17 protein-coding genes are annotated in these 20,140 nt (G+C 62.9%); 10 read left to right on the top strand and 7 right to left on the bottom strand.

The window, feature by feature from the left end:
- Positions 1–3 precede the first annotated feature (3 nt).
- Positions 4–465 (top strand): VOC family protein, encoded by a 462-nt coding sequence (locus ABD742_RS11965; protein ID WP_234754917.1) that lies wholly within the window; start codon positions 4–6, stop codon positions 463–465.
- 85 nt (positions 466–550) lie between these two features.
- Complete coding sequence (locus ABD742_RS11960) at positions 551–1,489, top strand: zinc-binding dehydrogenase (RefSeq protein WP_234754918.1); 939 nt, start codon at positions 551–553, stop codon at positions 1,487–1,489.
- Positions 1,490–1,664: 175 nt separating this feature from the next.
- Here the strand turns inward: ABD742_RS11960 and ABD742_RS11955 are convergent, their stop codons facing one another.
- Together ABD742_RS11955 and ABD742_RS11950 are read right to left on the bottom strand one after the other, a co-directional pair.
- Positions 1,665–2,660, bottom strand: a complete 996-nt coding sequence (locus ABD742_RS11955) for a PDR/VanB family oxidoreductase (protein WP_234754919.1) — start codon at positions 2,658–2,660, stop codon at positions 1,665–1,667.
- 29 nt (positions 2,661–2,689) lie between these two features.
- Positions 2,690–3,856 carry an acyl-CoA dehydrogenase family protein gene (locus ABD742_RS11950; RefSeq protein ID WP_234754920.1) on the bottom strand — a complete coding sequence of 389 codons (1,167 nt, stop codon included), beginning with the start codon at positions 3,854–3,856 and terminating at the stop codon, positions 2,690–2,692.
- Positions 3,857–3,970: 114 nt separating this feature from the next.
- On the opposite strand from ABD742_RS11950, the gene ABD742_RS11945 reads away from it, so the two are divergent.
- On the top strand, positions 3,971–5,263 hold the full coding sequence (locus tag ABD742_RS11945) for an acetyl-CoA hydrolase/transferase C-terminal domain-containing protein (RefSeq protein ID WP_234754921.1): 1,293 nt from the start codon (positions 3,971–3,973) through the stop codon (positions 5,261–5,263).
- Between the two features lie 28 nt (positions 5,264–5,291).
- Here the strand turns inward: ABD742_RS11945 and ABD742_RS11940 are convergent, their stop codons facing one another.
- Both ABD742_RS11940 and ABD742_RS11935 read right to left on the bottom strand, forming a co-directional pair.
- Positions 5,292–6,566, bottom strand: coding sequence for an MFS transporter (locus tag ABD742_RS11940; RefSeq protein ID WP_234754922.1), 1,275 nt, complete (start codon positions 6,564–6,566; stop codon positions 5,292–5,294).
- A gap of 304 nt (positions 6,567–6,870) precedes the next feature.
- The gene (locus ABD742_RS11935; RefSeq protein ID WP_234754923.1) at positions 6,871–7,872 is read right to left on the bottom strand and encodes a LacI family DNA-binding transcriptional regulator; all 1,002 of its coding nucleotides are present in this window, start codon (positions 7,870–7,872) and stop codon (positions 6,871–6,873) included.
- Positions 7,873–8,006: 134 nt separating this feature from the next.
- On the opposite strand from ABD742_RS11935, the gene hisD reads away from it, so the two are divergent.
- From hisD to ABD742_RS11900, 7 genes are all read left to right on the top strand, one after another.
- On the top strand, positions 8,007–9,347 hold the full coding sequence (gene hisD, locus ABD742_RS11930) for a histidinol dehydrogenase (RefSeq protein ID WP_234754924.1): 1,341 nt from the start codon (positions 8,007–8,009) through the stop codon (positions 9,345–9,347).
- A 34-nt stretch (positions 9,348–9,381) separates the two neighbouring features.
- Positions 9,382–10,128: an SDR family NAD(P)-dependent oxidoreductase gene (locus ABD742_RS11925; RefSeq protein WP_344788032.1), complete on the top strand. Its 747-nt coding sequence runs from the start codon at positions 9,382–9,384 to the stop codon at positions 10,126–10,128.
- Between the two features lie 172 nt (positions 10,129–10,300).
- Positions 10,301–11,074: a FadR/GntR family transcriptional regulator gene (locus ABD742_RS11920; RefSeq protein ID WP_234754926.1), complete on the top strand. Its 774-nt coding sequence runs from the start codon at positions 10,301–10,303 to the stop codon at positions 11,072–11,074.
- A gap of 800 nt (positions 11,075–11,874) precedes the next feature.
- Entirely contained in the window at positions 11,875–12,726 is an 852-nt protein-coding gene (locus tag ABD742_RS11915) for an alpha/beta fold hydrolase (protein ID WP_344788029.1), read from the top strand.
- Positions 12,727–12,834: 108 nt separating this feature from the next.
- Positions 12,835–13,605 (top strand): electron transfer flavoprotein subunit beta/FixA family protein, encoded by a 771-nt coding sequence (locus ABD742_RS11910; protein WP_234754081.1) that lies wholly within the window; start codon positions 12,835–12,837, stop codon positions 13,603–13,605.
- A gap of 31 nt (positions 13,606–13,636) precedes the next feature.
- Positions 13,637–14,620, top strand: a complete 984-nt coding sequence (locus tag ABD742_RS11905) for an electron transfer flavoprotein subunit alpha/FixB family protein (protein ID WP_234754082.1) — start codon at positions 13,637–13,639, stop codon at positions 14,618–14,620.
- Between the two features lie 25 nt (positions 14,621–14,645).
- Positions 14,646–15,620: a cytochrome b/b6 domain-containing protein gene (locus ABD742_RS11900; protein ID WP_234754083.1), complete on the top strand. Its 975-nt coding sequence runs from the start codon at positions 14,646–14,648 to the stop codon at positions 15,618–15,620.
- A gap of 809 nt (positions 15,621–16,429) precedes the next feature.
- Here the strand turns inward: ABD742_RS11900 and ABD742_RS11895 are convergent.
- From ABD742_RS11895 to ABD742_RS11885, 3 genes are all read right to left on the bottom strand, one after another.
- A complete protein-coding gene (locus ABD742_RS11895) occupies positions 16,430–16,780 on the bottom strand; it encodes a hypothetical protein (protein ID WP_344788026.1) in 351 nt (116 codons plus the stop codon).
- A gap of 481 nt (positions 16,781–17,261) precedes the next feature.
- Positions 17,262–19,106 (bottom strand): helix-turn-helix domain-containing protein, encoded by a 1,845-nt coding sequence (locus ABD742_RS11890; RefSeq protein ID WP_234754085.1) that lies wholly within the window; start codon positions 19,104–19,106, stop codon positions 17,262–17,264.
- 617 nt (positions 19,107–19,723) lie between these two features.
- Complete coding sequence (locus ABD742_RS11885) at positions 19,724–20,116, bottom strand: hypothetical protein (RefSeq protein WP_234754086.1); 393 nt, start codon at positions 20,114–20,116, stop codon at positions 19,724–19,726.
- Between the last annotated feature and the right edge of the window lie 24 nt (positions 20,117–20,140).

The raw sequence follows: 20,140 nt of genomic DNA, 5'->3' as shown, positions 1-20,140 counted from the left end.
GCAGTGCTGGTCAATCACATAGGAATCACGGTCGGTGACATCGACGCCGGCGTCGAGTTCTACAGCGAACTGTTCAACCTGAGGCTGCTCGTTGCGCCCCACGAAGCCAGCATCCAAACAGCGGCCGCTGATCGTCGCAAGGACGTGTTCGGCGAAAAGTGGAAGCACATGCGGCTCGCCCATCTAAGCGACGGATCCGGCGTCGGCATCGAGCTTTTCGAATTCGTTGAACCCGCCGTCGAATATCGGGACGAGCACTTTGAATACTGGAAAGCAGGAATCCACCATCTCGCCTTCACTGTGGAGGACCTTGACGCTTCAATCGAGAAGCTCATTGCACTGGGCGGCCGAACCCGAAGCCAGATACACATCACTGCGTCGGGCACCAGGGTGCGGTACTGCGAAGACCCGTGGGGAACTCCGGTAGAACTCGTGAGCACCAGTTACCACGAGCTCGTCTCCTGAGCGGTGAGATCGTGCGCGACCCATTGAGGATGCCCGGAAGCGGGGATAACCTGAGCCACGGACGTTCACTGCAAAGGAGACGGTCATGAAGGCTTGGCAGTTCGTTACGGAGAACCACCCGCTGGAGCTGCATGATGTTCCGGCCCCGGTTCCCGGGCCGGGGGAGCTCGTCCTGGACGTCAAGGCCGCGGGCATATGCCACAGCGACGTCGGATTCCTCGACGGAACGTTGTCCGGGCTCCTGCCCAAGCGGCCGATCACGCTCGGACACGAAATTGCCGGCGTGGTCTCGGCGGTCGGATTCGACGTCACCGGGTTTGCGACGGGTCAGCGTGTCGCCATCCCTTGCGATATCCCCACACCTGGAACCAGCTTGGATGGCGGATTCGCCGAGAAGGTCCTCACCCCGGCCAGGTTCGTCATCCCGGTGCCGGACGGGGTTTCCTTCGACCAGGCGGCCGCGGCGACCGACGCCGGAATGACGGCGTACCACGCCGCCATGACGGTCGGCGGCGTGAAAGCCGGCGACAAGGTCGGCATCATCGGGCTGGGCGGCCTTGGATCCCTCGCTGCGCAGGTCTGTGTTGGTGCCGGCGCCGAGGTCTACGCGGCGGAGGTCAACGAAAAGGTCTGGGACCTAGGCAGGGAACTCGGCGTGAGTGCCGTCGCCAAAGACATCCGCGAATTCGCGGACAAGGACCTTGACGTCATCATCGACTACGCCGGCTTCGGAACGACGACCGCAGGCGCCATCGAGACGGTCCGCCCCGACGGCAAGGTCGTCCAGGTCGGGCTGGGCCGCCCGGAGGGCACACTTAACCTGCAGCGTCTGACCCTCTCCCGACTCACCCTGGTCGGGTCCCAGGCCGGAACCCAGGAGGACTGCGCGGCGGTGCTGAAGCTCATCAGCGAGGGCAAGCTCAAGGCCAACATCACCACCATCTCGTTCGACGAGATCGGCGAAGGTGTGCAGAAGCTCGAGCGCGGCGAGGTTGTTGGCCGCCTGGTGGCCGTCCGCGACTGACACGGTCCACAGAGAGAGCGACTGCCGCGCCCCTTGGCTGGGGAGCGCGGCAGTCGCTCTGTGGTGCTCGAAATCGGTTAGGACGAGTGTGTTGCTGATGCCCCCGTTGTTGCCGCCCGGTCGAGGGTAGTGCAGTTTCGATTATCGCACCTCGCAATCGCCCGTGGCTGCCTAGTCAGAGTTCGAGGACGAGCCGCGGGCAGTCCCTCTTGGCGCGTGAGACGCAGATGAACATGCTCTCGCTGTCGGCGCGTTCGGCGGAGGTGAGGATGGAGTCCCGGTGGTCGACGTCGCCCTCGAGGAGATAGGTCTCGCAAGTCCCGCAGGTTCCTTCACGGCAGGAGGAGTCGATGGAAATGCCGTTGATCTCTGCTATCTCCAATATGGACTTGCCGGCGGGGACGGTGGAGGTGACGCCGCTGAGCTCGAAAGTGACCTCGAAGGCCGCATCCGCGTAATGCTCGACAACCTTCGGGGCGAAGCGCTCCAGGTGCAGGGAACCTTCCGGCCAGTGTTCCGTCGCGCCCTCGACCACGCGCAGCAGTGGTTCGGGCCCGCACGCGTAAACGAGCGTGTCAGCCTGGACCTCGGCGAAGTAGGATGCAAAATCGACGCGTCCGTCGGTGTCTTCCGGCACGAACTGCACCCGGGCACCGTATGGGGCAAGTTCGTCGAGGAAGGCCATTGAGGAACGTGACCGGCCACCGTACACGAGGGTCCAGTCTGCGCCGTCCCGTGTCGCCTGCCGGAGCATGGGCAGAATCGGGGTGATGCCTATGCCACCTGCGACGAACCGGTAGCGCGGGGACGGGGCGAGCCCGAAGTTGTTGCGGGGCATGCCGATCTGAATCGTGCTGCCCTCATGCACCGTCTCGTGAAGGAGTCGTGAGCCGCCCCGCCCGTCGGCGACGTTCAGGACGCCCACCCGCCAATGGGTATTGTCGGCGGGGTCAGAACACAGCGAGTACTGCCTGACCGCATCTTGACCCACGTGGACGTCAATGTGTGCCCCTGGGGTCCACTCGGGCAGCGGCTGTCCATCGGGGCGTTCAAGAGTCAGCGCGATCACGCCGTCGGACTGGTTATGGCGCTCGACGACCCTGAGTGTAAGGATCTCGTGGGCGGTGCTTCCCGCACCGCGGTCGCGGGTCTCGGCATGCGTGGTGGTCATTGTGCGACTTCCTTGGTGTGAAGTGAATCTCAGCCTTCGAGAAGGCGGCGGGCGATGACGAGTTGCTGGATCTCATTGGTTCCCTCGCCAAGGATCAGGAGAGGTGCATCGCGGTAAAGGCGCTCGACCATGAACTCTTGCGAGTAGCCGTAACCGCCATGGATACGCATCGCCTCAAGGGCGACCTCGGCCGCGGTCTCGGTCGCGAAGAACTTGGCCATGCCTGCTTCGAGGTCGGATCGGGCACCGGTGGTCTTGAGCCTTGCAGCCTCAAGCATCAGCAGTTCGGCGGCCTTGATTTTCGTGCCCATCTGGGCGATCTTCAGCTGGATGGCTTGATGCTTTGCGATCGGCTTGCCGAACGTTTCGCGTTCGTTGGCGTACTTGATGGACTGTTCGAGGGCGCACGTTGCCAGACCCACGGCCCGCGCGGCAACGTTGACGCGGCCCAGTTCGACAGCCGCCATGAACTGCTTGAAGCCCTTGCCTACCGCGGCTTCGCCGCCGAGAACGCTGCTGACCGGAGTGTGGAAGCCGTCGAAGACGATCTCGGTGGATTCGACGCCTTTGTAACCGAGTTTCTTGAGCTGCCCGGGTACCGTGATGCCCGGTTGTTCCTGTACGCCCGGATCTTTCTCGATAATGAAAGCAGTCATCCCGCGGTGCCGCGGCTCGGCCTTGGGGTCGGTCACCGCGAGGATCATCACCATTCCGGCGCGCAATCCGTTCGTGGCCCACATCTTCTGGCCATCGATGATGTAGTCGTCCCCGTTGCGGCGTGCCCGGGTGCTTATCGCCTGGACATCGGAACCTGCATGCGGTTCGGTCATCGAGTAGGCGCTGCGCAGTTCGCCGGTGGCCATGCGCGGGAGATAGCGCCGCTTCTGCTCTTCGGTACCGAAGGTCTGAATCATCCATGCAGCCATGAAATGGGTATTGATGACACCCGAAAGCGAGATCCATCCGCGAGAGAGCTCCTTGATGACCAAGGCATAGGTGAAGACGTCCAGTCCCAGGCCGCCGTACTCTTCCGGGATCGTGATGCCGAACAGCCCCATTTCCTTCATCGCCTCAACGAGCTCTTCGGGGAACTCATCTTTGTGATCAAAGTCTGATGCCACCGGCAGGACCTGCTTGTCCACAAAGGTTCGGATGAGTCCGACGAGGTCTTCCTGCTCTTCAGTGAGTTGGGTCATGCCTTTGGCTCCTCGGGTTCGGGACATCTATGTCCCACGACTATTGATGCATATAATTATGATGAACATCATGGGATTGTGCAATAGGAAGTACACGGACGGGAGATTGTGGCAATGAAGCGACACCATGCACGTGAAAGCCGGGCCTATGTGATGGCGGCAGCCGAGATCCTTGACGGCAAGGACCACTTGAACCTCGTATCAGCGATGTCCCCCCAACAGCCGACACGCCTGATCGAGGCTTTGCTGAGTGAAGCACGGCGCCGGGAAATCCGCGTCAGTCTCTACGTATCGGACTTGACCGCCCGCTTTGCCTTTCTTGACGACAACGCCGAGGATGACCTGCGATCGGGAAGACTACGTATCACGATGCTCGCCGGTGGGGCACCCCGGGCGCTTGCCCGCCTCGTCGACAGCCTGCCTGTGTCGCTATGGGAGACCGATCGTCTACTGTGCTCCGGAGCCATTCCCTGCGATGTTTATGCGGTGCGCGTCGCACGGGGCGTCGGGGGCTATGAACTCGGCAATGCCGTGGGCTTCACACCTACCCTCGCGGCTATGCCCGAGGTTCGCCTCGCCGCCGAGGTTGCACCGGCGGGGGAGTATGTGGGCGGATTGTTCCCGACCCCGCCGGAGTGGTGGGCCGATGCTGTCACCGTCTCCGACGACAGCGCCGCCGCCAGCCCTGTCGTCACGGTAGCCGCTGCGGAACCGGTGCGTGATCGGATTGCCGAACTTGTGGCGGGCTTGATCCCCGGCGATGCCACCCTCGAGGTGGGTTTGGGCGGTGTGGCCGACGCGCTGATCGGCGCCCTCGCCACCCGGCCGGGCATCGGCATACACTCCGGAATTCTTCCCAGGGCCTTGCGCGAATACCTAGTAGAGCGCTCCTATACTGCCGTTTCGAAGACGGTTGACCCCGGGCTGAACGTCGCCACCGGCCTGGACGTGGGTGCCGGTGCCACTGCCTGGCCGGAAACGATACGTTTGCACCCCGTGAGCGTGACGCATGACCCATTCCGGCTCGCGCAACAACATAAGCTCTGGGGCGTGAACTCGGGGTTTAGTGTGGACCTCTCGGGGCAGGTCAATGCCGAATGGGTGGGCGGCGTCAAAGTGGCAGTGGGAGGGGGCCAGCATGATTTCACGAGAGCTTCCCACCAGAGTGCAGGCGGGGCATCCGTCATCGCGCTCCCGTCCCGCAGTGGGCGAGGACTTGGCCGCATCGTCAAGTCGCTCGCAGGGGTGACCCCGGTAACTACCTCGGCTAGCGACGTTGACTTCGTCGTCACCGAGTGGGGGATTGCGGAGTTAGGTGGGCAGAGCCTGGAGGAACGTGCCCGGGCACTGATCGCGATCGCGCACCCGGAGGATCGTGACGGATTGTGCGCATCAGTCGGCAACTGATGCCGTGAGTCGTCGGTGGGATGCTGTTTTACGGTGCCCGTCGCCTGTCCGCACCCTCAGGGGAACTTGTCGACACCGCCAATTGAGCGCGGTACACGGGGGATACCCGCTCGGCGACGAGGAAGAGCACTGAGCCGCTGGCGAGCATGCCCGCAAGAAGCAGCCAGATCAGGGTAAACGGGACGGTATGGTTGTCGGCAAGGCCAGGGATCAGTCCAGATATTGCGGCCCCGATCCCGACGGGCACGAGAAGTGCCCCGCTGATCTGCGCATAACGTTCCGGCGGGAAACAGGCCAGAGTGGCTATGGCGAAGAGGGCGCCGAAGACGGGCGTGCTGAATCCGAGCAGAAGGACGGCGATATACAACCACCACTCGTTGGAGGCGAAGACAGCGACGACGAAGCCGGAGACTCCCAGCAGCCCTACGGGCACGACGGCCCACAGTTGGCGACCGAAAACACATCCGGTTCCCGTCATTACGAAACGTCCAACCAGTCCGGCAGAGCCCATGATGGTGAACGCTATGGCGAGCTGTGCCGCGCTGAAGCCTTGGCCTGCTCCCCAGACAGGAAGGAGGATGGGTACGGCCGTCTGCACAAGCAGTGAAGTGAAGAAGGCGGCGCACAGCAGCAGGAAGGACGCTTCGCGCCACGGCGCCGTCGCCCGAGGCCGGGTCGCGGTATGCACCCCGGGCACCAGTCCACGGCGGGGGTAGCGGGACGGGAGGAGCATTGCCGCGAAGAAGCTGGTGCCCAGCACCGTCGCGCCAACGACGACGGCAGCCACTCGCCAGTCGGTGGCGTCGGTGACGAGCGCACTGATCGCTGGGTATGCGGCCGTACCGACAGGGGCACCACAGGCCACCACGCCGAAGAGGCGGTCCCGCCGGCTCTGATCCGAGATCATGAGTACGGGATGGTTGGCGGCCATCTGTCCCAGGCCGTGCGTCCCCAAGCCAACGAGGATGCCGTATGTCAGGGTAGCTTCGATTGGAGACGTCACGAGAGGAAGCGCTGCCATCCCCAGCCCGCACAACACCCCGCCGGCTATGAACATGAACCGGGTTCCATAGCGTGCAAACACCCGCCAGGCCAGTGGCGCCGTCAACGTGAACACCAGCCAGTGCACGGTGAAAGGCATCGCCAGCACAAGAATGGTCGAATTTAACTGATCGGACAGGCCGGGCAGAATCACGCCGTAGCTGAACCGGACGCCTGACACCGCCGCAAGCGCAATCACGCCCGCGGAGGCGGCCCGCACCTCACCGACGGTGACGACGGGACGGTTGGTGGAGCGCGGCACTGCTACCTCAATCCCACAGCACGGCCCCACCGCTGATCGGACTCTGATGTGGCCCCGGCCGCGCCGAGCGAGAAAAGCGTCATGGGATTTCCTGTCGGTTATGCCTGATTCCAGGTTCGTGTCGGTCCGCCACGCGTTGGCGTGGGGCAGGCAAGGAGCCAGCTGGCGGATCCAGAAACGACTAATTTATGAGTATAGATATATTAATCCGCATCGACCAAGTTTCTAACTCCTCACCCGTGCACTACAGAGTGTTCAATCTGTTCCCGGGAGGGCTCGGCTGCGGGCGTGAGGGGGCGACGGTTCAGGCGGGTGCGAACGCGCTTGAGGCGCGCACCACGAGGGTAGGCTCGAGCTCGACGCGGATCGCAGGGCGGTCAGGGTCGTCGAGCCGGGCCAAGAGCAGCCGGGTTGCCTCCGCGGCCAACTGCGCCACGTCCTGCCGCACTGTTGTGAGGTTCAGTGACCGCCAGGACGATTGTTGGATGTCGTCGTAGCCGATCACCCACAAGTCTTCGGGCACGCGGATGCCGGCAGCCTTGGCTGTGTCGAGGGCGGCGAAGGCAAGGAGGTCGTTGCTGCACACGAGGGCGTTGATGCCCGGGTTCAGGTGGAGGAGCTGCGCGGCGGTGCGGCACCCACTTTCGTGCGTGTACGCGCCGTGAGCGACGAGTTCGTCGGGGAGGGGGTGACCGAGTCGGGCCAGACGGTCCGAGAAGCCTCCAAGGCGCTGCGCCGTGGTGCTGGCCAAGGGAGTTCCGCCGATGAATGCGATCCGTGTGCGCCCGTGGGCGACCAGGTAGTTGGCGATCAGGCCGGCGCCTTGCCGGTTGGCGCTTGAGACTTGATCGCAATCGGCGCCCTCGACGGTGCGGTTGACCAGCACGAGGGGGCTTCGCTGTTCGAGCGCCCGTGCCAGTTCATGGGAGTGCTCGGTGACGGTGGTGAATATCACCCCGTCCACGGTCCCCTCCCGGATCGCGTCAAGGGCGGCCTGATTCTTGCCCCCGTCCGAGACCCATACGGTCATACGGTGGTCGGAGGCATCGAGGCTGCGGCTGAGCGCCTCGAGAAGCTGCGGGTAGAACGGGTTGCCAAGGTCGGCCACGACGACGCCGATGGTCCCGGTGCGACCGGTCTTCATGGTCCGCGCGGCACGATTCGGGACATAGCCAATGCGCGCCATGGCGTCCATGACACGGGCGCGCGTTTTTTCGCTCACGGGTGTCCCGGCGGTGAGCACGCGCGACACTGTCGCCTGCGAGACACCGGCCTCGCGGGCCACGTCACGGCTTGTCGCTGCCATCGCTCTGATCCGTCCTCTCCTCATCAACCTGCATTCTTGTCCTCATCAACTTACAGTCTTGCTGTACGGCCATTTCATGATGTATACGTATACATATTCAACCACTCCGAACATGAACCCGGTAAAGGACATCCATGAGCGCCCTATTCACATCAACTTCCCTAGCCCTCAAGACCCGCGCCGCCGGGGAACGCGTGGCCGGCTCTGATCCCAAGGTAAAGAACACCGTCGAGGAGGTGATCGCCGATATCCGCGACCGCGGCGACGTGGCCGTACGCGAATACTCACAGAAGTTCGATGCGTGGGCACCGGAATCGTTCCTCCTTGGTGCTGAACAGATCGCAGACGTGATGGCCCGCGTGCCCGGACAGGTGCTCGCCGATATCCGCTTCGTGCAGACCCAGGTGCGCACCATGGCCGAGCATCAGCTTGCCTCGCTCCAAGAATTCGAGGTTGAAACGTTCCCCGGTGTCTTTCTGGGGCAGAAGAACGTGCCCGTCACCACCATCGGCGCATACGTTCCGGGCGGCCGTTATCCGCTGCTCGCCTCGGCGCACATGACCGTGGTCACCGCCAAGGTGGCCGGCGTCGAGCGCGTCGCCGCCGCTACGCCTCCCATCGACGGCGGCATCCCGGACGCCACTGTTGCCGCCCTGCACCTCGCCGGCGCCGACGAAATATACATCCTTGGCGGCGTCCAGGCGATAGCGGCCCTGGCGGTGGGCACCGAAACCATCGACCCCGTGCACATGCTGGCAGGACCTGGCAACGCCTTTGTTGCCGAAGCGAAGCGCCAGCTATTCGGCGAGGTCGGCATCGACCTGTTCGCCGGGCCGACCGAAGTGCTCATCGTCGCCGACGAGCACGCGGATCCCTTCGTCGTCGCCGTCGACTTACTTTCGCAAGCCGAACATGGACCCGATTCCCCGGCCGTCCTCATCACCACCTCGGAGGATCTCGGCCGTGCCGTGATCGATCACGTCGATCGGCTCTTGCCCGGTATGCCCACCCGCGACTTCGCGGAAGCGGCCTGGCGGGACTACGGCGAGGTGCACGTCGTCGACACCCTCAACGAGGCGTACGCGCTGGCCGACGGCTACGCGTTCGAGCACGTGCAAATCATGACTGCACAGCCTCGGGAGGCGCTGGAGAAGATGCGACACTACGGTGCTCTCTTCCTCGGCGAAGGGACGTGTGTTTCGTACGGTGACAAGACCATTGGCACTAACCATGTGCTTCCCACCCGAGGTGCAGCCCGCTACACCGGCGGGCTCTGGGTCGGCAAGTTTCTTCGCACGGTCACCTACCAGGAGGTGCGCAACGAAGAATCCAGTGCCATGCTGGGTGAGATCACCGGCCGTGCGGCCCGCGTCGAGCGCTTTGAAGGTCACGCGCGCTCGGGTGACGTTCGGGTGGCCAAGTACCGGGGCGACACGTTCGAGTGGATGCCGCAGTCTGCCGCACGGAAAGACTAAACCCTTGGCGCCCACCCATGCACCGGAGGTTTCCATGTTCTCCTTTCGACTCGATGGCCGCGCCGTCCTCGTCACCGGGGCCGGCCGCGGGCTCGGCCGGGCAGTCGCCGACGGCTTGAACGAACTTGGTGCCACCGTCTATGGCACTTCCCGGGTACCTGCCGAGGCCGAGCAGATCGCTGAGCGCTACGGAACGTCGCCGGTGGTGCTGGATGTGACAGATATCGACGGGGCCGCCGCTGTCATCCAGCGGCTGCACGCCCAGGGCGCAGGAATCAGCCTGCTCGTCAACAACGCGGGCGTGAACGTGCCACAACCAGCCTTCGAGGTCACCCCTGAGGCATGGGACCAGGTTCATCAGCTGAACGCGAAAGGTCTGTTCTTTCTGTCTCAAACCATCGCGAAACAATGGGCCGCCGAGGGAATCAAAGGGTCGATCGTAAACATTGGATCCCAGGCGGGCATCGTCGCCATCGAAGATCGCGTTTCATACAGCTCCAGCAAGGCAGCCGTCATTCAGCTGACCAGAAGCATGGCATTCGAGTGGGGGCACTTGGGCATCCGCGTCAACACAGTGGCACCAACCTTCATTCGTACTGAGTTGACTGAATCGACGCTCTCACAGCCGGACTTCGCCGCCACCTTGCTCGCTCGCATACCGCTGGGCCGCTTCGGTGAGCCCGACGACGTCGTGGGAGCCGTCGCCTTCCTGCTCGGCGACGCCGCCGGTCTGATCACAGGCCAGACGATTCTCGTCGACGGCGGATATACCATCCACTGAGTTCCTGCCGCACCTATCTGACCGGCCTGCCGTGGGTGTGTAACAACATGCCGGGAGCGTCGCGTCCACCGCAGGACCGGCGGATGACACTTCGCCGACGAGGAAATGGTCAAGCAATTGTCGATCGGGAATATTATGGTAGGAATACCCCCTTATCGATAGGTTGAATCGCATGAAAACCTCAACGTCCAGCCTTTGGACTGCGGATGCATCGCCGACCGCTCTAGGTCGCCAGGTCAAGACGTCGGAACGCGTCGCTTCGGCGATCCTGGAACTAATCATCGAGCGGGAACTTCAGGCCGGGGACCGGTTGCCGAACGAGGCTGAGATGATCGAGCATTTCGATGTAGGGCGTGGCTCCCTGCGCGAGGCGCTGCGCATCCTCGAAACCTTTGGCTTGATCGTCCTGCGCTCGGGCCCCGGTGGCGGCCCTGTGCTTCTGCGCGTCAACCCGCGCGATGTCAGCCGCAGTTTCTCCCTCTATCTCAATCTGGGCGGGGCGACGCTTGAAGAACTGGCCGAGGCGCGCCTCCTTCTCGAGCCTCTTGTCGCGCGCAAAGCCGCTGAATCACTCACGCCGGAATCCGCGGAGCAGATTCGCCGAGCGCTGGACCGTGAAGCGGGGGATGGTGCTGAGCCCAGCATCATCGTGGAGCGCGCCAATGACTTTCACTACACGCTTGCGCTGAGCACCGGAAACACTGTGCTGAATCTACTCGCCACGGCGCTGAAGGAGATGTACACGTCACGACTGGTCAATATCGGCCTCGCCGAGAAGACGACCGACAGTACGATTCGCCATGAACACGCCGCCATCGGCGAGGCGGTCATAGCCGGAGATGCCGACCTCGCTGAACGACTCGCACGCGAACACTTCCGCACCCACTTCGAGCAGATAAAGGCCGCCTCCCCGGGCTTTGTCGCGTCGCGGATCACCTGGGCCTAGGTGTTATTCCCCCGGATCAGTTTCATTTGCGTGCTGCCGGCGGTTTTGTTCAGTAAGTTTTCCGTGTCCGGCTAGCGGCCCGCGATGGTCACGGCGTCGGGAGGCCGTGGCCTCTGGCGCGCGCGATGGTGGGCGTTCAACAACTCAATTTAGATGGTGCAGCAGACCGCGGCGGGCTTTCCGAGTCAAAGTCCAGGAACGGGCTGAATTCCTCCCACTCATGGTTCCATGACCGAGCGACCGCCTGTAATTTCTCAAAGAGTTTCGCGAGATCCTCCAGGGCCGCCCCTTTCGGTGGCGCACGGCTTCACCATCAGCATGCATGCCCTTGATCCGATGCCTTAGGTGCCGGCCCGGCAGCGAAGCCTAAGACAGAAGCGCTGCTCGGCCGAGGACGGCGAGTGCCCCGGGTCGACGCACTTCCTCGGCGAACCCCAACGTGCGGTTCTAACGGCGCCTGCGCAAACGAGCGCAACAATTGCGAGGACGATTTCAATCACCTGGCCACACGGCACCTGGCAGACGCATCAGGGGTGGCTTACTCGCTTTAGTGGTTCCAAGGGTTCCATGCGCCATATCCAAAAACTTCTTTCCCCGAACCCCCGTTGTGCCGCGTCAGGCTGGAAACACCGTTTGATTTACGGGCTGGTTCAAGGCTTATGCGTGTTCGACATGAGCTTCGGGGTGTTGGCGGGGTGTGGCGTGAAGGGGTGACAAATATCCGATTCATACATATAGTTAGGATGGAATTGCTGGTCTGCCGGGCGTGTTGAGCCCGGACCAACTCAAAGAGGAGCACTGTGACTGCGCACGAGTATCAAGAAGGCCGGGCCAGGGTCAACGGCCTGGACATCCACTACCTGGAATGGGGCAAGCGCGGCAACCAGCCGCTGGTGATGGTGCACGGTTTGAACGTGACCGCCCACACCTGGGATCCGATCGCGCGCCGTCTTGCCGAGAAGTACCACGTCATTGCCCCGGACCTGCGCGGTCACGGGGAGAGCAGCTGGTCCCCGCAGGGCTACGCGGTGCGGGCGTTCGCCGGCGATGTCACCGGCCTGCTCGGGCAGATGGGCATCGGACCCTACTACCTTGTCGGGCACTCCAACGGGGTGCGCGTCTCGATCGCGATCGCGGGGGAGAACCCCGGGCAGGTGCGGCGGATGGCGCTCTCGGACGCGGGGCCGGCGACCAGCGTCGAGGGTGCGCGGTTCATGCGGGACTTCATCGCGCGCAACACGAACCTGCGCGGCTTCCGTGACGAGCACGAGGTGCGCGAGTTCTACGTGGCGCAGCACCCGGAGTGGGTCGAGGAGTTCATCGACCTGCACGTGCAGTACCAGGTGCGCCGGAACTGGGCAGGCAAGCTGGTGCCCAAGGCCGACCCGGACCTGCAGTGGATCACCGGCTCGGTGAGCCTGCCCGACGTCGAGTACCTGTGGGAGATGTCGGCGAAGGCGGCCATGCCGACCCTGTACATGATCGGGCGCACCAGCAACGTCCTGGACCAGCCCATCATCGACCGTCTTCAGCAGGTCATGCCCGACGTGCGGGTCGAATGGTTCGAGACCGGCCATTACATCCCCCGCGAACAGCCCAAACAATTCACCGACTCCCTCCTGGACTTCTTCGCGGAAGGCGACCAACCATGACTGAGCTCAGCCTCGTTGAGATGCTCACGTACATGGACTACTTTTGCGTGCCGGTGCCATCCGCACATCCACCACATTTGCAATGAGAGAAGGACCGAGGAGAACAACATGAAGATCGTTGTTTTGGCGAAGGAAGTTCCGGATACGGAAGATGAGCGGATATTGGACCTTCAGACGGGCCTGCTGGACCGGGTGGCTTCGGACCGGATACCGGACGAGATCAACGAGCGTGCCCTGGAGGTGGCCCTGCGGTTCAAAGATGAGAACAAGGGTGCCGAGGTCGTCGTGCTCTGCGTCGGCCCGGCGCAGAGCACGAAGTCGCTGCGCAAACTGTTGTCGATGGGCGCGGACTCGGCGATTCATGTCGCAGATGACGGGTTGGCCGGGGCTGACGCGTCCGCGACTTCCGCGGCTTTGGCAGCGGCGTTGTCCTGGACCGGATATGACCTGGTGGTGGCCGGCAATGAGTCCACCGACGGGCGCGGCGGGGTCGTGCCGGCGATGGTTGCCGAGCGGCTGGGCTTGCCCCTGCTGCCCTCCTTGGGCACGGCGACGATCACGTCGAGTTCCGTGAGCGGCATGGTCGGGGTCGAAGGCGGCACACTCTCGGTGAGCGCAGACTTGCCGGCGGTGATTTCGGTGACAGAGCGTGCGGCCGAGGCTAGGTTCCCGAATTTCAAGGAAATCCTGAAGGCGAAGAAGAAATCACTGCAGACCCTCGGGCGATCGGATCTCGGCGTAGGAAGCTTCAGCCCCACTCGCAGCGTCATGGTGTCCGCGAATGGGCGCCCGCCCCGGGCCATGGGCCGGAAAGTCGTCGACGAGGGCAATGCCGCCGCCGAACTAGCCGATTTCCTTGTTGCCGGCCGGCTCATCTGAACCTCTACAAGAACCCGAAGGGACATTTCCGATGGCCAATGTCATTGTTTTGATCGAAACCACGAACACGGGCGGGGCCAAATCCACCGCGGCCTCCTTGCTCGGTGCGGCCTCGTTGCTGGGCACCCCGGTGGCGGTTGCCGCCGTCATGCACGGGGCGGGCGGCGATCTGGCCGCCGAACTCGGTGCCCTAGGCGCGGCCAGCGTGCGTATCTATGAATCCGACCGGGCCGGCCAGTTGCTGGCTGCCCCGGACCTGGACGCGTTGTCGGATGCCGTACGCCTGCTTTCACCTGCAGCGGTACTGGTGGCCAACACGGTCGAAAGCCGTGAGGTCGCCGCGCGCCTGGCAGTGCGAACGGGCGCAGGGCTGCTGATCGATGCAGTCGGCGTGCGCGCCGAAGGGGATCGCGTCATTGCCACGCATTCGGTGTTCGGCGGCGCGTACACCACCGAGTCGGCAGTCGACGGGGGACTGCCGATCATCACACTGCGCCTGGGGGCTATCGACGACCGAGCAGCGGCAGTGAATGCTGACGCCGTCAGCATGGCGGCGGAGAATGGTCCCGGTCGTTTCGCGACAATCGAGTCCTCAACTGCGACGACCGTGGATTCCGGACGCCCGGCCCTGCGTGGGGCAGCGGTAGTGGTTTCCGGTGGGCGCGGCCTTGGTTCGAAGGAGAACTTCGTCCTTGTCGAGCAGCTTGCAGATGCGCTGGGCGCGGCAGTGGGCGCTTCCCGCGCCGCGGTCGATGCCGGCTACGTACCGCAGTCGCACCAAGTGGGGCAGACGGGCGTCGCGGTATCCCCGCAACTGTATGTCGCGCTGGGTATTTCCGGGGCGATCCAGCACCGGGCCGGGATGCAAACATCCAAAACCATCGTCGCGATCAACAAGGACGAGGATGCCCCGATCTTCGACGTCGCCGACTTCGGCATTGTCGGCGACGTGTTCACCGTGGTTCCCCAGTTGATCGCGGCCGTTGAGGCCCGCCAGCTCTCCGCCAGCCGCTGACCGCTCAAGCAAGGAAACGACCGAAATGTCCTCGCCAACAAACATGCCCCCGACGTCCGCGCCGTCGACGCCTAAGTCCGGGAAGCCAAGGAAGTCGGCCCGGCCCGGGTGGGTGCGGGCGGTGCTGGCGGGTGCGGCCGCCGTCGTAGTTTTAGCGCTGGTTGTGCTGCTGGCCAGGTGGCTGCGCACCCTCGGACCTGTGCAGGATTTCCTGACGACGTATCCGGGGCAGGCCGAACTGCCCGCGTCGACCCCGCTCGGCTTGCCGGCCTGGCTGGGGTGGCAGCACTTCCTCAACGCATTCCTGATCCTGCTGATCGTCCGTTCCGGCTGGCTGGTGCGCACCACCGCCAGGCCCAAGGCGAACTGGACCCGGAACAACAAGGCCCTGATCAAAACGAAGAACCCGCCGAAAAAGATCAGCCTGGACCTCTGGTTCCACCTGAGCTTGGACGCATTGTGGGTTCTCAACGGGATTGTTTTCTTCATCACGCTCTTCGCCACGGGCCAATGGCTGCGGATTGTGCCGACAGGCTGGGACGTCTTCCCGAACGCCCTGTCGGCGGCGTTGCAGTATGCGTCCCTGGACTGGCCGCTCGAGAATGGCTGGACCAACTACAACGCGCTGCAGTTGCTTTCATATTTCGCGGTCGTGTTCATCGCAGCGCCGTTGGCGATCGCCACCGGGCTGCGGATGTCCAACGCATGGCCCCAGCACACCGCCCGGCTGAACAGGGCGTACCCGATCGAGATGGCCCGTGCCCTGCATTACCCGACGATGCTGTTCTTCGTGCTGTTCATCGTCATCCACGTGGTTCTGGTATTCACCACGGGGGCACTCCGAAACCTGAACCACATGTACGCTGCACGGGACGACGCCGGCTGGCTCGGCTTCTGGATATTCGCCGGTTCGCTGGCTTTGATCAGCGCATCCTGGTTCATGGCACGCCCGCTTTTCCTCCGGCCCGTCGCGACCCTTACGGGCAAGGTGACGCGATAAACACCACACCGCTCGGGCCAAGAATCACTCGTTCTGGCGCTTAATAAGCGGTCCCTGGTCTAACCTGGAAGCGGGTCACGGGTAGCCGAAATCGCGGGTAGGCATCGGACAACGAAGCCACGAGCAGCACACCGGGCTCTGTGAGCCAACTGGGATGCGGGTCGGATCAGCTCCTCCCGGTCGTATCGGGCGACAAAATCGACGCGCGTACGAGGAGAAAGACTGGATCCCTGAGCGGGGACGGTAACCTTCGCCACGAATAGAACTGCCGAATTGGACCAACTCGATGAGAGATCTGGGGTTTGGTTGCATCTTCACCAACTGGCTGCTGCCACAACAAATCCACACGGGTTCCTAAAACGCCGCCGTTGGGGGTAGGCATCACGGGCGCCTGTGACCAGAGGGGCGATGCTGACCGCTGGGGTACTTAGCGGGTTTCGCTCCTGTAATGGAGTCCAATCCAGGGTGCTGCGGTGAGTTCATCGTCCAGAGATTGTTGCGACGGCGACGCTACGTCTTCTGCCGTCGGATCCCGCTGGGGCTCTCCGTGACAGTCGGTACTTGTAGATTGCGAAATAGGCACTGGCATCTCCTGCTGGTTTGGGTGCGAACTATAGAGCGGCACGAACCGATTCAGTTCCCAGGACTTTGGACTGAGACGTACTCCTCGGGTCATCCCTGGCTGCGGATGGCAACGTGTAGTGAGTGGCGGGGCGGCAGTTGTTGCGATAGTCGACGATCCGGGTGATCGTCTTTTGCAGCCCCGCCGCGGCTTGTGGATGGGCGATGCCCATAGAGGCCTTTGGCGCCTAGGCTGGGTTGGCTTTTTCCGCTGCGGGATCGCTGCGGTTCTGGCAGATCCGGGAGTCGACGCGCCAGACGTCGATCCCGTCGCATTGATGAATCATCACCCGACCCATTCCCCCGCTCAGATAAATCCAAATAGTCAAGCCATCTGCGGTAATGTCGTCAACCCATCCGGTGGTCGATACGTTGAGACCGTTGCGTAGCTCGACGAATTCCTTGCGCCACAGGTACTTCCACTGCTTCACCAAGAGAGGCTGAGTCCGGCTAAGCGGCAGGCTGTGTCGGTGCTGCGGTTCTAGCTGACTGGAAAATCCAGCCTTCCGGCCTGCCGGTGGAGGTGTATTGAGTACCATGGGATCCCTTTCGTCAGTGACCCTCCACCGGTGCGCGAGCATTCAGCCGGCCGGGATAGGGTCGGTCCCGGTCATTCAGATCCAGCCCTTCGGTTGGGTGCGGAAAGTCATGTTTCATCTCGCATATAAACAATTAGTATCATACGCATGAATGGCAGGAAAGGGTTCGTTGGAACATTCCGCCCATAACCGATCGGCGGTCCGTGTCTCATGTCAGCTTGCCTCTCCGGCACCGTGCGCCCAGCAGTATGGGTAAAACGGCAGCCGCAAAGCGGCAACTTTCGCGCGGGGGAGTCCGACGCATCAGTTGCTCGCCGAGGCGCGACCGGTCAGCCTCCAATAGATCTGCCAGCTCGGGGCCTCGGTGGAACCAGCACCCCCTCTATGCAATCCATTTACCGTCACGCGGGTACCCGAGGCGTCGGGTGTGACGCGCGCGTCGTCCACGGGCGCATTTGGGGAATGCGCCGGCGCTCGGGGATCAGACGTCGATGGTGCGCTGCCTGGCTTGGATGACGTCGTCGACTTCGATGGCCGTTGAGATGCGCGTGAGATCGGAAGCACGTGAAAGGTCAACTGCGAGCAGATCCTCGATCCGTCGGCGGGCTTCGGTGACGAAGTCTTCTTTGATATGCAGCTGCTCGGCCGTCATACGAACATTGAGATCGTTGTGAATGAGGGCGGACAAGGTCGGCAGGAGCGACGGATCTTGGGCTAAGTCGTTGGCACGTAACGGGCCAAGCACGTCGTCGACATAGTGGCTCAGCGCGGATAAATCCGGGAGCTGAAGCAGAAGTCCGGTCAGTCCTAGATCGCTCAACACCAGGGTTCCGGGGGGCCCCTCGCGCAGGGCTGCCAGCTCGATGGCTCCGCGGGCCGTTGCAAACGCTGCCGGATAGTCAGCGATGCTTGTGACCGGTCCCGTGATGGCAGCGTGCGTGCGATCCGTGCCTTGATTGCGTTCTGAAGGAATCTGCCTGACCTGGTCGCCGATGCCTCGCACTTCGTTGATCGGCGTCGTTGGTCCTAGCGGCCAGAGAGCAACGATGTGCTCCCCGTGGGATCCGAACAGCGGCTTTGGTGAGACTTGTCGTGCCATCCGTTCGAACGTGGCGGCAAGCCGGTATGGTTGAGCGCTTTCGATACGGGATTCGAATCGGACTGCGATGACTGCGTGGGGGAGTGACAGATCGTGGCCGAGCCGTGCGGCTTGGCTCAAGAACGTTGTGGAGCCGCGCCGTTTGCCTGACAGGAGTTCGGAGAGAATCTCGCCGGTGTCCCTCCACTCTGCCTGGGTCGCTGTCCGGGTCCGGAGGAGTTCCAGGGCAAGGGGCGCCGCCGCGCGTTCGATCGCCTGGCGATCCAGCGGTCGCAGTTCGGAGAGCTTCCCGCTCGTCCAGATCCACGCGACGATCTTCTCCTTGATGATCACCGGAACCCGAACAACAGTCCCCGTCCCTGTCGGATCCGGAAGATGAACTTCAGACAGCAATCCGGCATTGCCTGCGGACGCGGCATCAGGGAGGGGGACGCCGGCGGCATTCGCGAGGAGGGTGGCCGGGAGCGAAACGCCGTCGCGTTCGGTGTTGTAGAGGATGGTTCCGTTGGTCTCGCAGACAGCGACGGGACGATCCAGGATCTCTGCCAGGGCTCCGCCAAGTGCTCGAACTCCGCCACCTTCGAGCGTTAAGGCCGTCAAGCGCTCGTGGATCGCTTCGGCTTGTCTTTGCAGTTCGTACTGCTCCTCGAGCGACTCATTCAGCTCGTTGAGGACCGTGATCTTCTTCGCCTGTTCGGAGCGCAGACGACTGGTGGTGATGGCTATTGCCGCTTGGTCCGCCAACATCAAAAGGCGCGATTCTTCTTCTTTAGTGAAGTGGTGGGTTGATCGGGTGTAGCAGTTGAGGGTCCCGAGTGTCTCATCGGCGGTGTTCAAAGGCACGGAGATCATGGAATTATATCCTTGGTCCCTTGCAGCGGCTCTCCAAGTGAGCATCGTCGGATTACTTCCGAAGTCCTCGATCTGCACGGGAACGCCCATCGCGAACGCCTGACCCGCCGGCGTGGGGGTGTGGAGGCCGTGAAGTCGGACCGGATGCGCTGCGTTTATGTCTCGGATGTAGTCGGGCGAGAGACCGTAGGAGCCTTCGATCACCAGGACTTGCGATGCCGCGTCCGGGATGAAGATCGCGCAGAAGTCGTACGACATCAATTTGCAGGCCGTCGCGGCGATCAGGTCCAACAGTTCGCTCAGCGAAACGCCACGATTGACTGCCGCACCGATATGGGCCAGCGCCTGCAGCCATCCTTGAATATGCTGGGCCATACGATCAGGTCCCAATTTCACACTTAGAGTTTTTCATGGTTTCCCTTCACGAGCGAGAGACTACTCGCCTGACCAGGCAAGCTGTTCCGTACATTCGAACAACATGGCCGTGCCCGTGAGCGAACTCAAAAGTGGGAACCGAGGGTGTGTTGACAGTGTCAACACTTCGAGCCTCGGATCGTGCCGTACATCGGCCGGACTGGCCGGGATTCTCTATGTTTTCCGGACTCCCCACCAGTATCCAAGGCCCGGAATGCAGTTCGAGTCCCACCTCGGGCACAGTGTTTCCGCAGGTCAGAGGCCTATTTGGCCCCTGACTGTTGACAAAACTTGACTTCTTCTAGTTTTCGATGTATTAAGTCCCAATCGCTAGCCGGTCACGAGGGATAGCTGAGAAGCTGCTGTGGATCGGCCTTCCGCGAAGGCCTGTCTACACGGTGGAGTCGTGGCAGCTATTTGGTGGCCAGGACGATGTCGTCACGGCGGGTGAGTTCCTTGATTGCGCGGCCGACGATTTTCCCGGAACCGCCGAAGCTGTAGATGTTGGCGGTGTCCTATGCGCAGGGCCACGGACACGGCGGCGAAGATCGCTCCGGTGACCGGGATCCAGGCCACGCCTAGGGCCTCGACGGTGAGTCCGCCCAGGGCTGCGCCCAGGGCGATGCCGAGCTGGATCGCGACGACCGAGAGGCTTGTGACGGTATCGGGGGCCTCGTGTGGGCCAGCAGCATGAAAGCCCAGCAGCCGATAATCAGTCCGACTCCGGGCAGCGGGACCCGGATCGTGAACCGGGTCAGGGGCAGGACGGCAACAACGATCGCGGCCGCGTACACCGAGGTCAGGGACCCGGCCCCGGCGATCCCCGTGCCAAGGTCAGAGGCGATACGGGTCAGCAGCCCGGAAGGCAACAGTTCGGTGGTGACGCTGGTGAAGCCACACAGGCTGAGCACGACGAGGGGCAGCAGGGACGAACGGGTGCCCGTAGGCGGGGTGGCTGTGGTCGTCACCATGGGTGGATCCAATCCATTGCGGGG

This window comes from Arthrobacter ramosus (assembly GCF_039535095.1).
GTDB lineage: Bacteria > Actinomycetota > Actinomycetes > Actinomycetales > Micrococcaceae > Arthrobacter > Arthrobacter ramosus.
Note: the sequence above shows the minus strand (reverse complement) of the source record. Positions and strands in the feature narration are given on the sequence as shown.

Bases quoted from the DNA above. Each gene is read 5' to 3' on its own strand.
- ABD742_RS11960 (WP_234754918.1), top strand. From the start codon at position 551: ATGAAGGCTTGGCAGTTCGTTACGGAGAACCACCCGCTGGAGCTGCAT.
- ABD742_RS11955 (WP_234754919.1), bottom strand. From the start codon at position 2,660: ATGACCACCACGCATGCCGAGACCCGCGACCGCGGTGCGGGAAGCACC.
- ABD742_RS11950 (WP_234754920.1), bottom strand. From the start codon at position 3,856: ATGACCCAACTCACTGAAGAGCAGGAAGACCTCGTCGGACTCATCCGA.
- ABD742_RS11945 (WP_234754921.1), top strand. From the start codon at position 3,971: ATGAAGCGACACCATGCACGTGAAAGCCGGGCCTATGTGATGGCGGCA.
- ABD742_RS11935 (WP_234754923.1), bottom strand. From the start codon at position 7,872: ATGGCAGCGACAAGCCGTGACGTGGCCCGCGAGGCCGGTGTCTCGCAG.
- hisD (WP_234754924.1), top strand. From the start codon at position 8,007: ATGAGCGCCCTATTCACATCAACTTCCCTAGCCCTCAAGACCCGCGCC.
- ABD742_RS11925 (WP_344788032.1), top strand. From the start codon at position 9,382: ATGTTCTCCTTTCGACTCGATGGCCGCGCCGTCCTCGTCACCGGGGCC.
- ABD742_RS11920 (WP_234754926.1), top strand. From the start codon at position 10,301: ATGAAAACCTCAACGTCCAGCCTTTGGACTGCGGATGCATCGCCGACC.
- ABD742_RS11910 (WP_234754081.1), top strand. From the start codon at position 12,835: ATGAAGATCGTTGTTTTGGCGAAGGAAGTTCCGGATACGGAAGATGAG.
- ABD742_RS11905 (WP_234754082.1), top strand. From the start codon at position 13,637: ATGGCCAATGTCATTGTTTTGATCGAAACCACGAACACGGGCGGGGCC.
- ABD742_RS11900 (WP_234754083.1), top strand. From the start codon at position 14,646: ATGTCCTCGCCAACAAACATGCCCCCGACGTCCGCGCCGTCGACGCCT.
- ABD742_RS11895 (WP_344788026.1), bottom strand. From the start codon at position 16,780: ATGGTACTCAATACACCTCCACCGGCAGGCCGGAAGGCTGGATTTTCC.
- ABD742_RS11890 (WP_234754085.1), bottom strand. From the start codon at position 19,106: ATGGCCCAGCATATTCAAGGATGGCTGCAGGCGCTGGCCCATATCGGT.
- ABD742_RS11885 (WP_234754086.1), bottom strand. From the start codon at position 20,116: ATGGTGACGACCACAGCCACCCCGCCTACGGGCACCCGTTCGTCCCTG.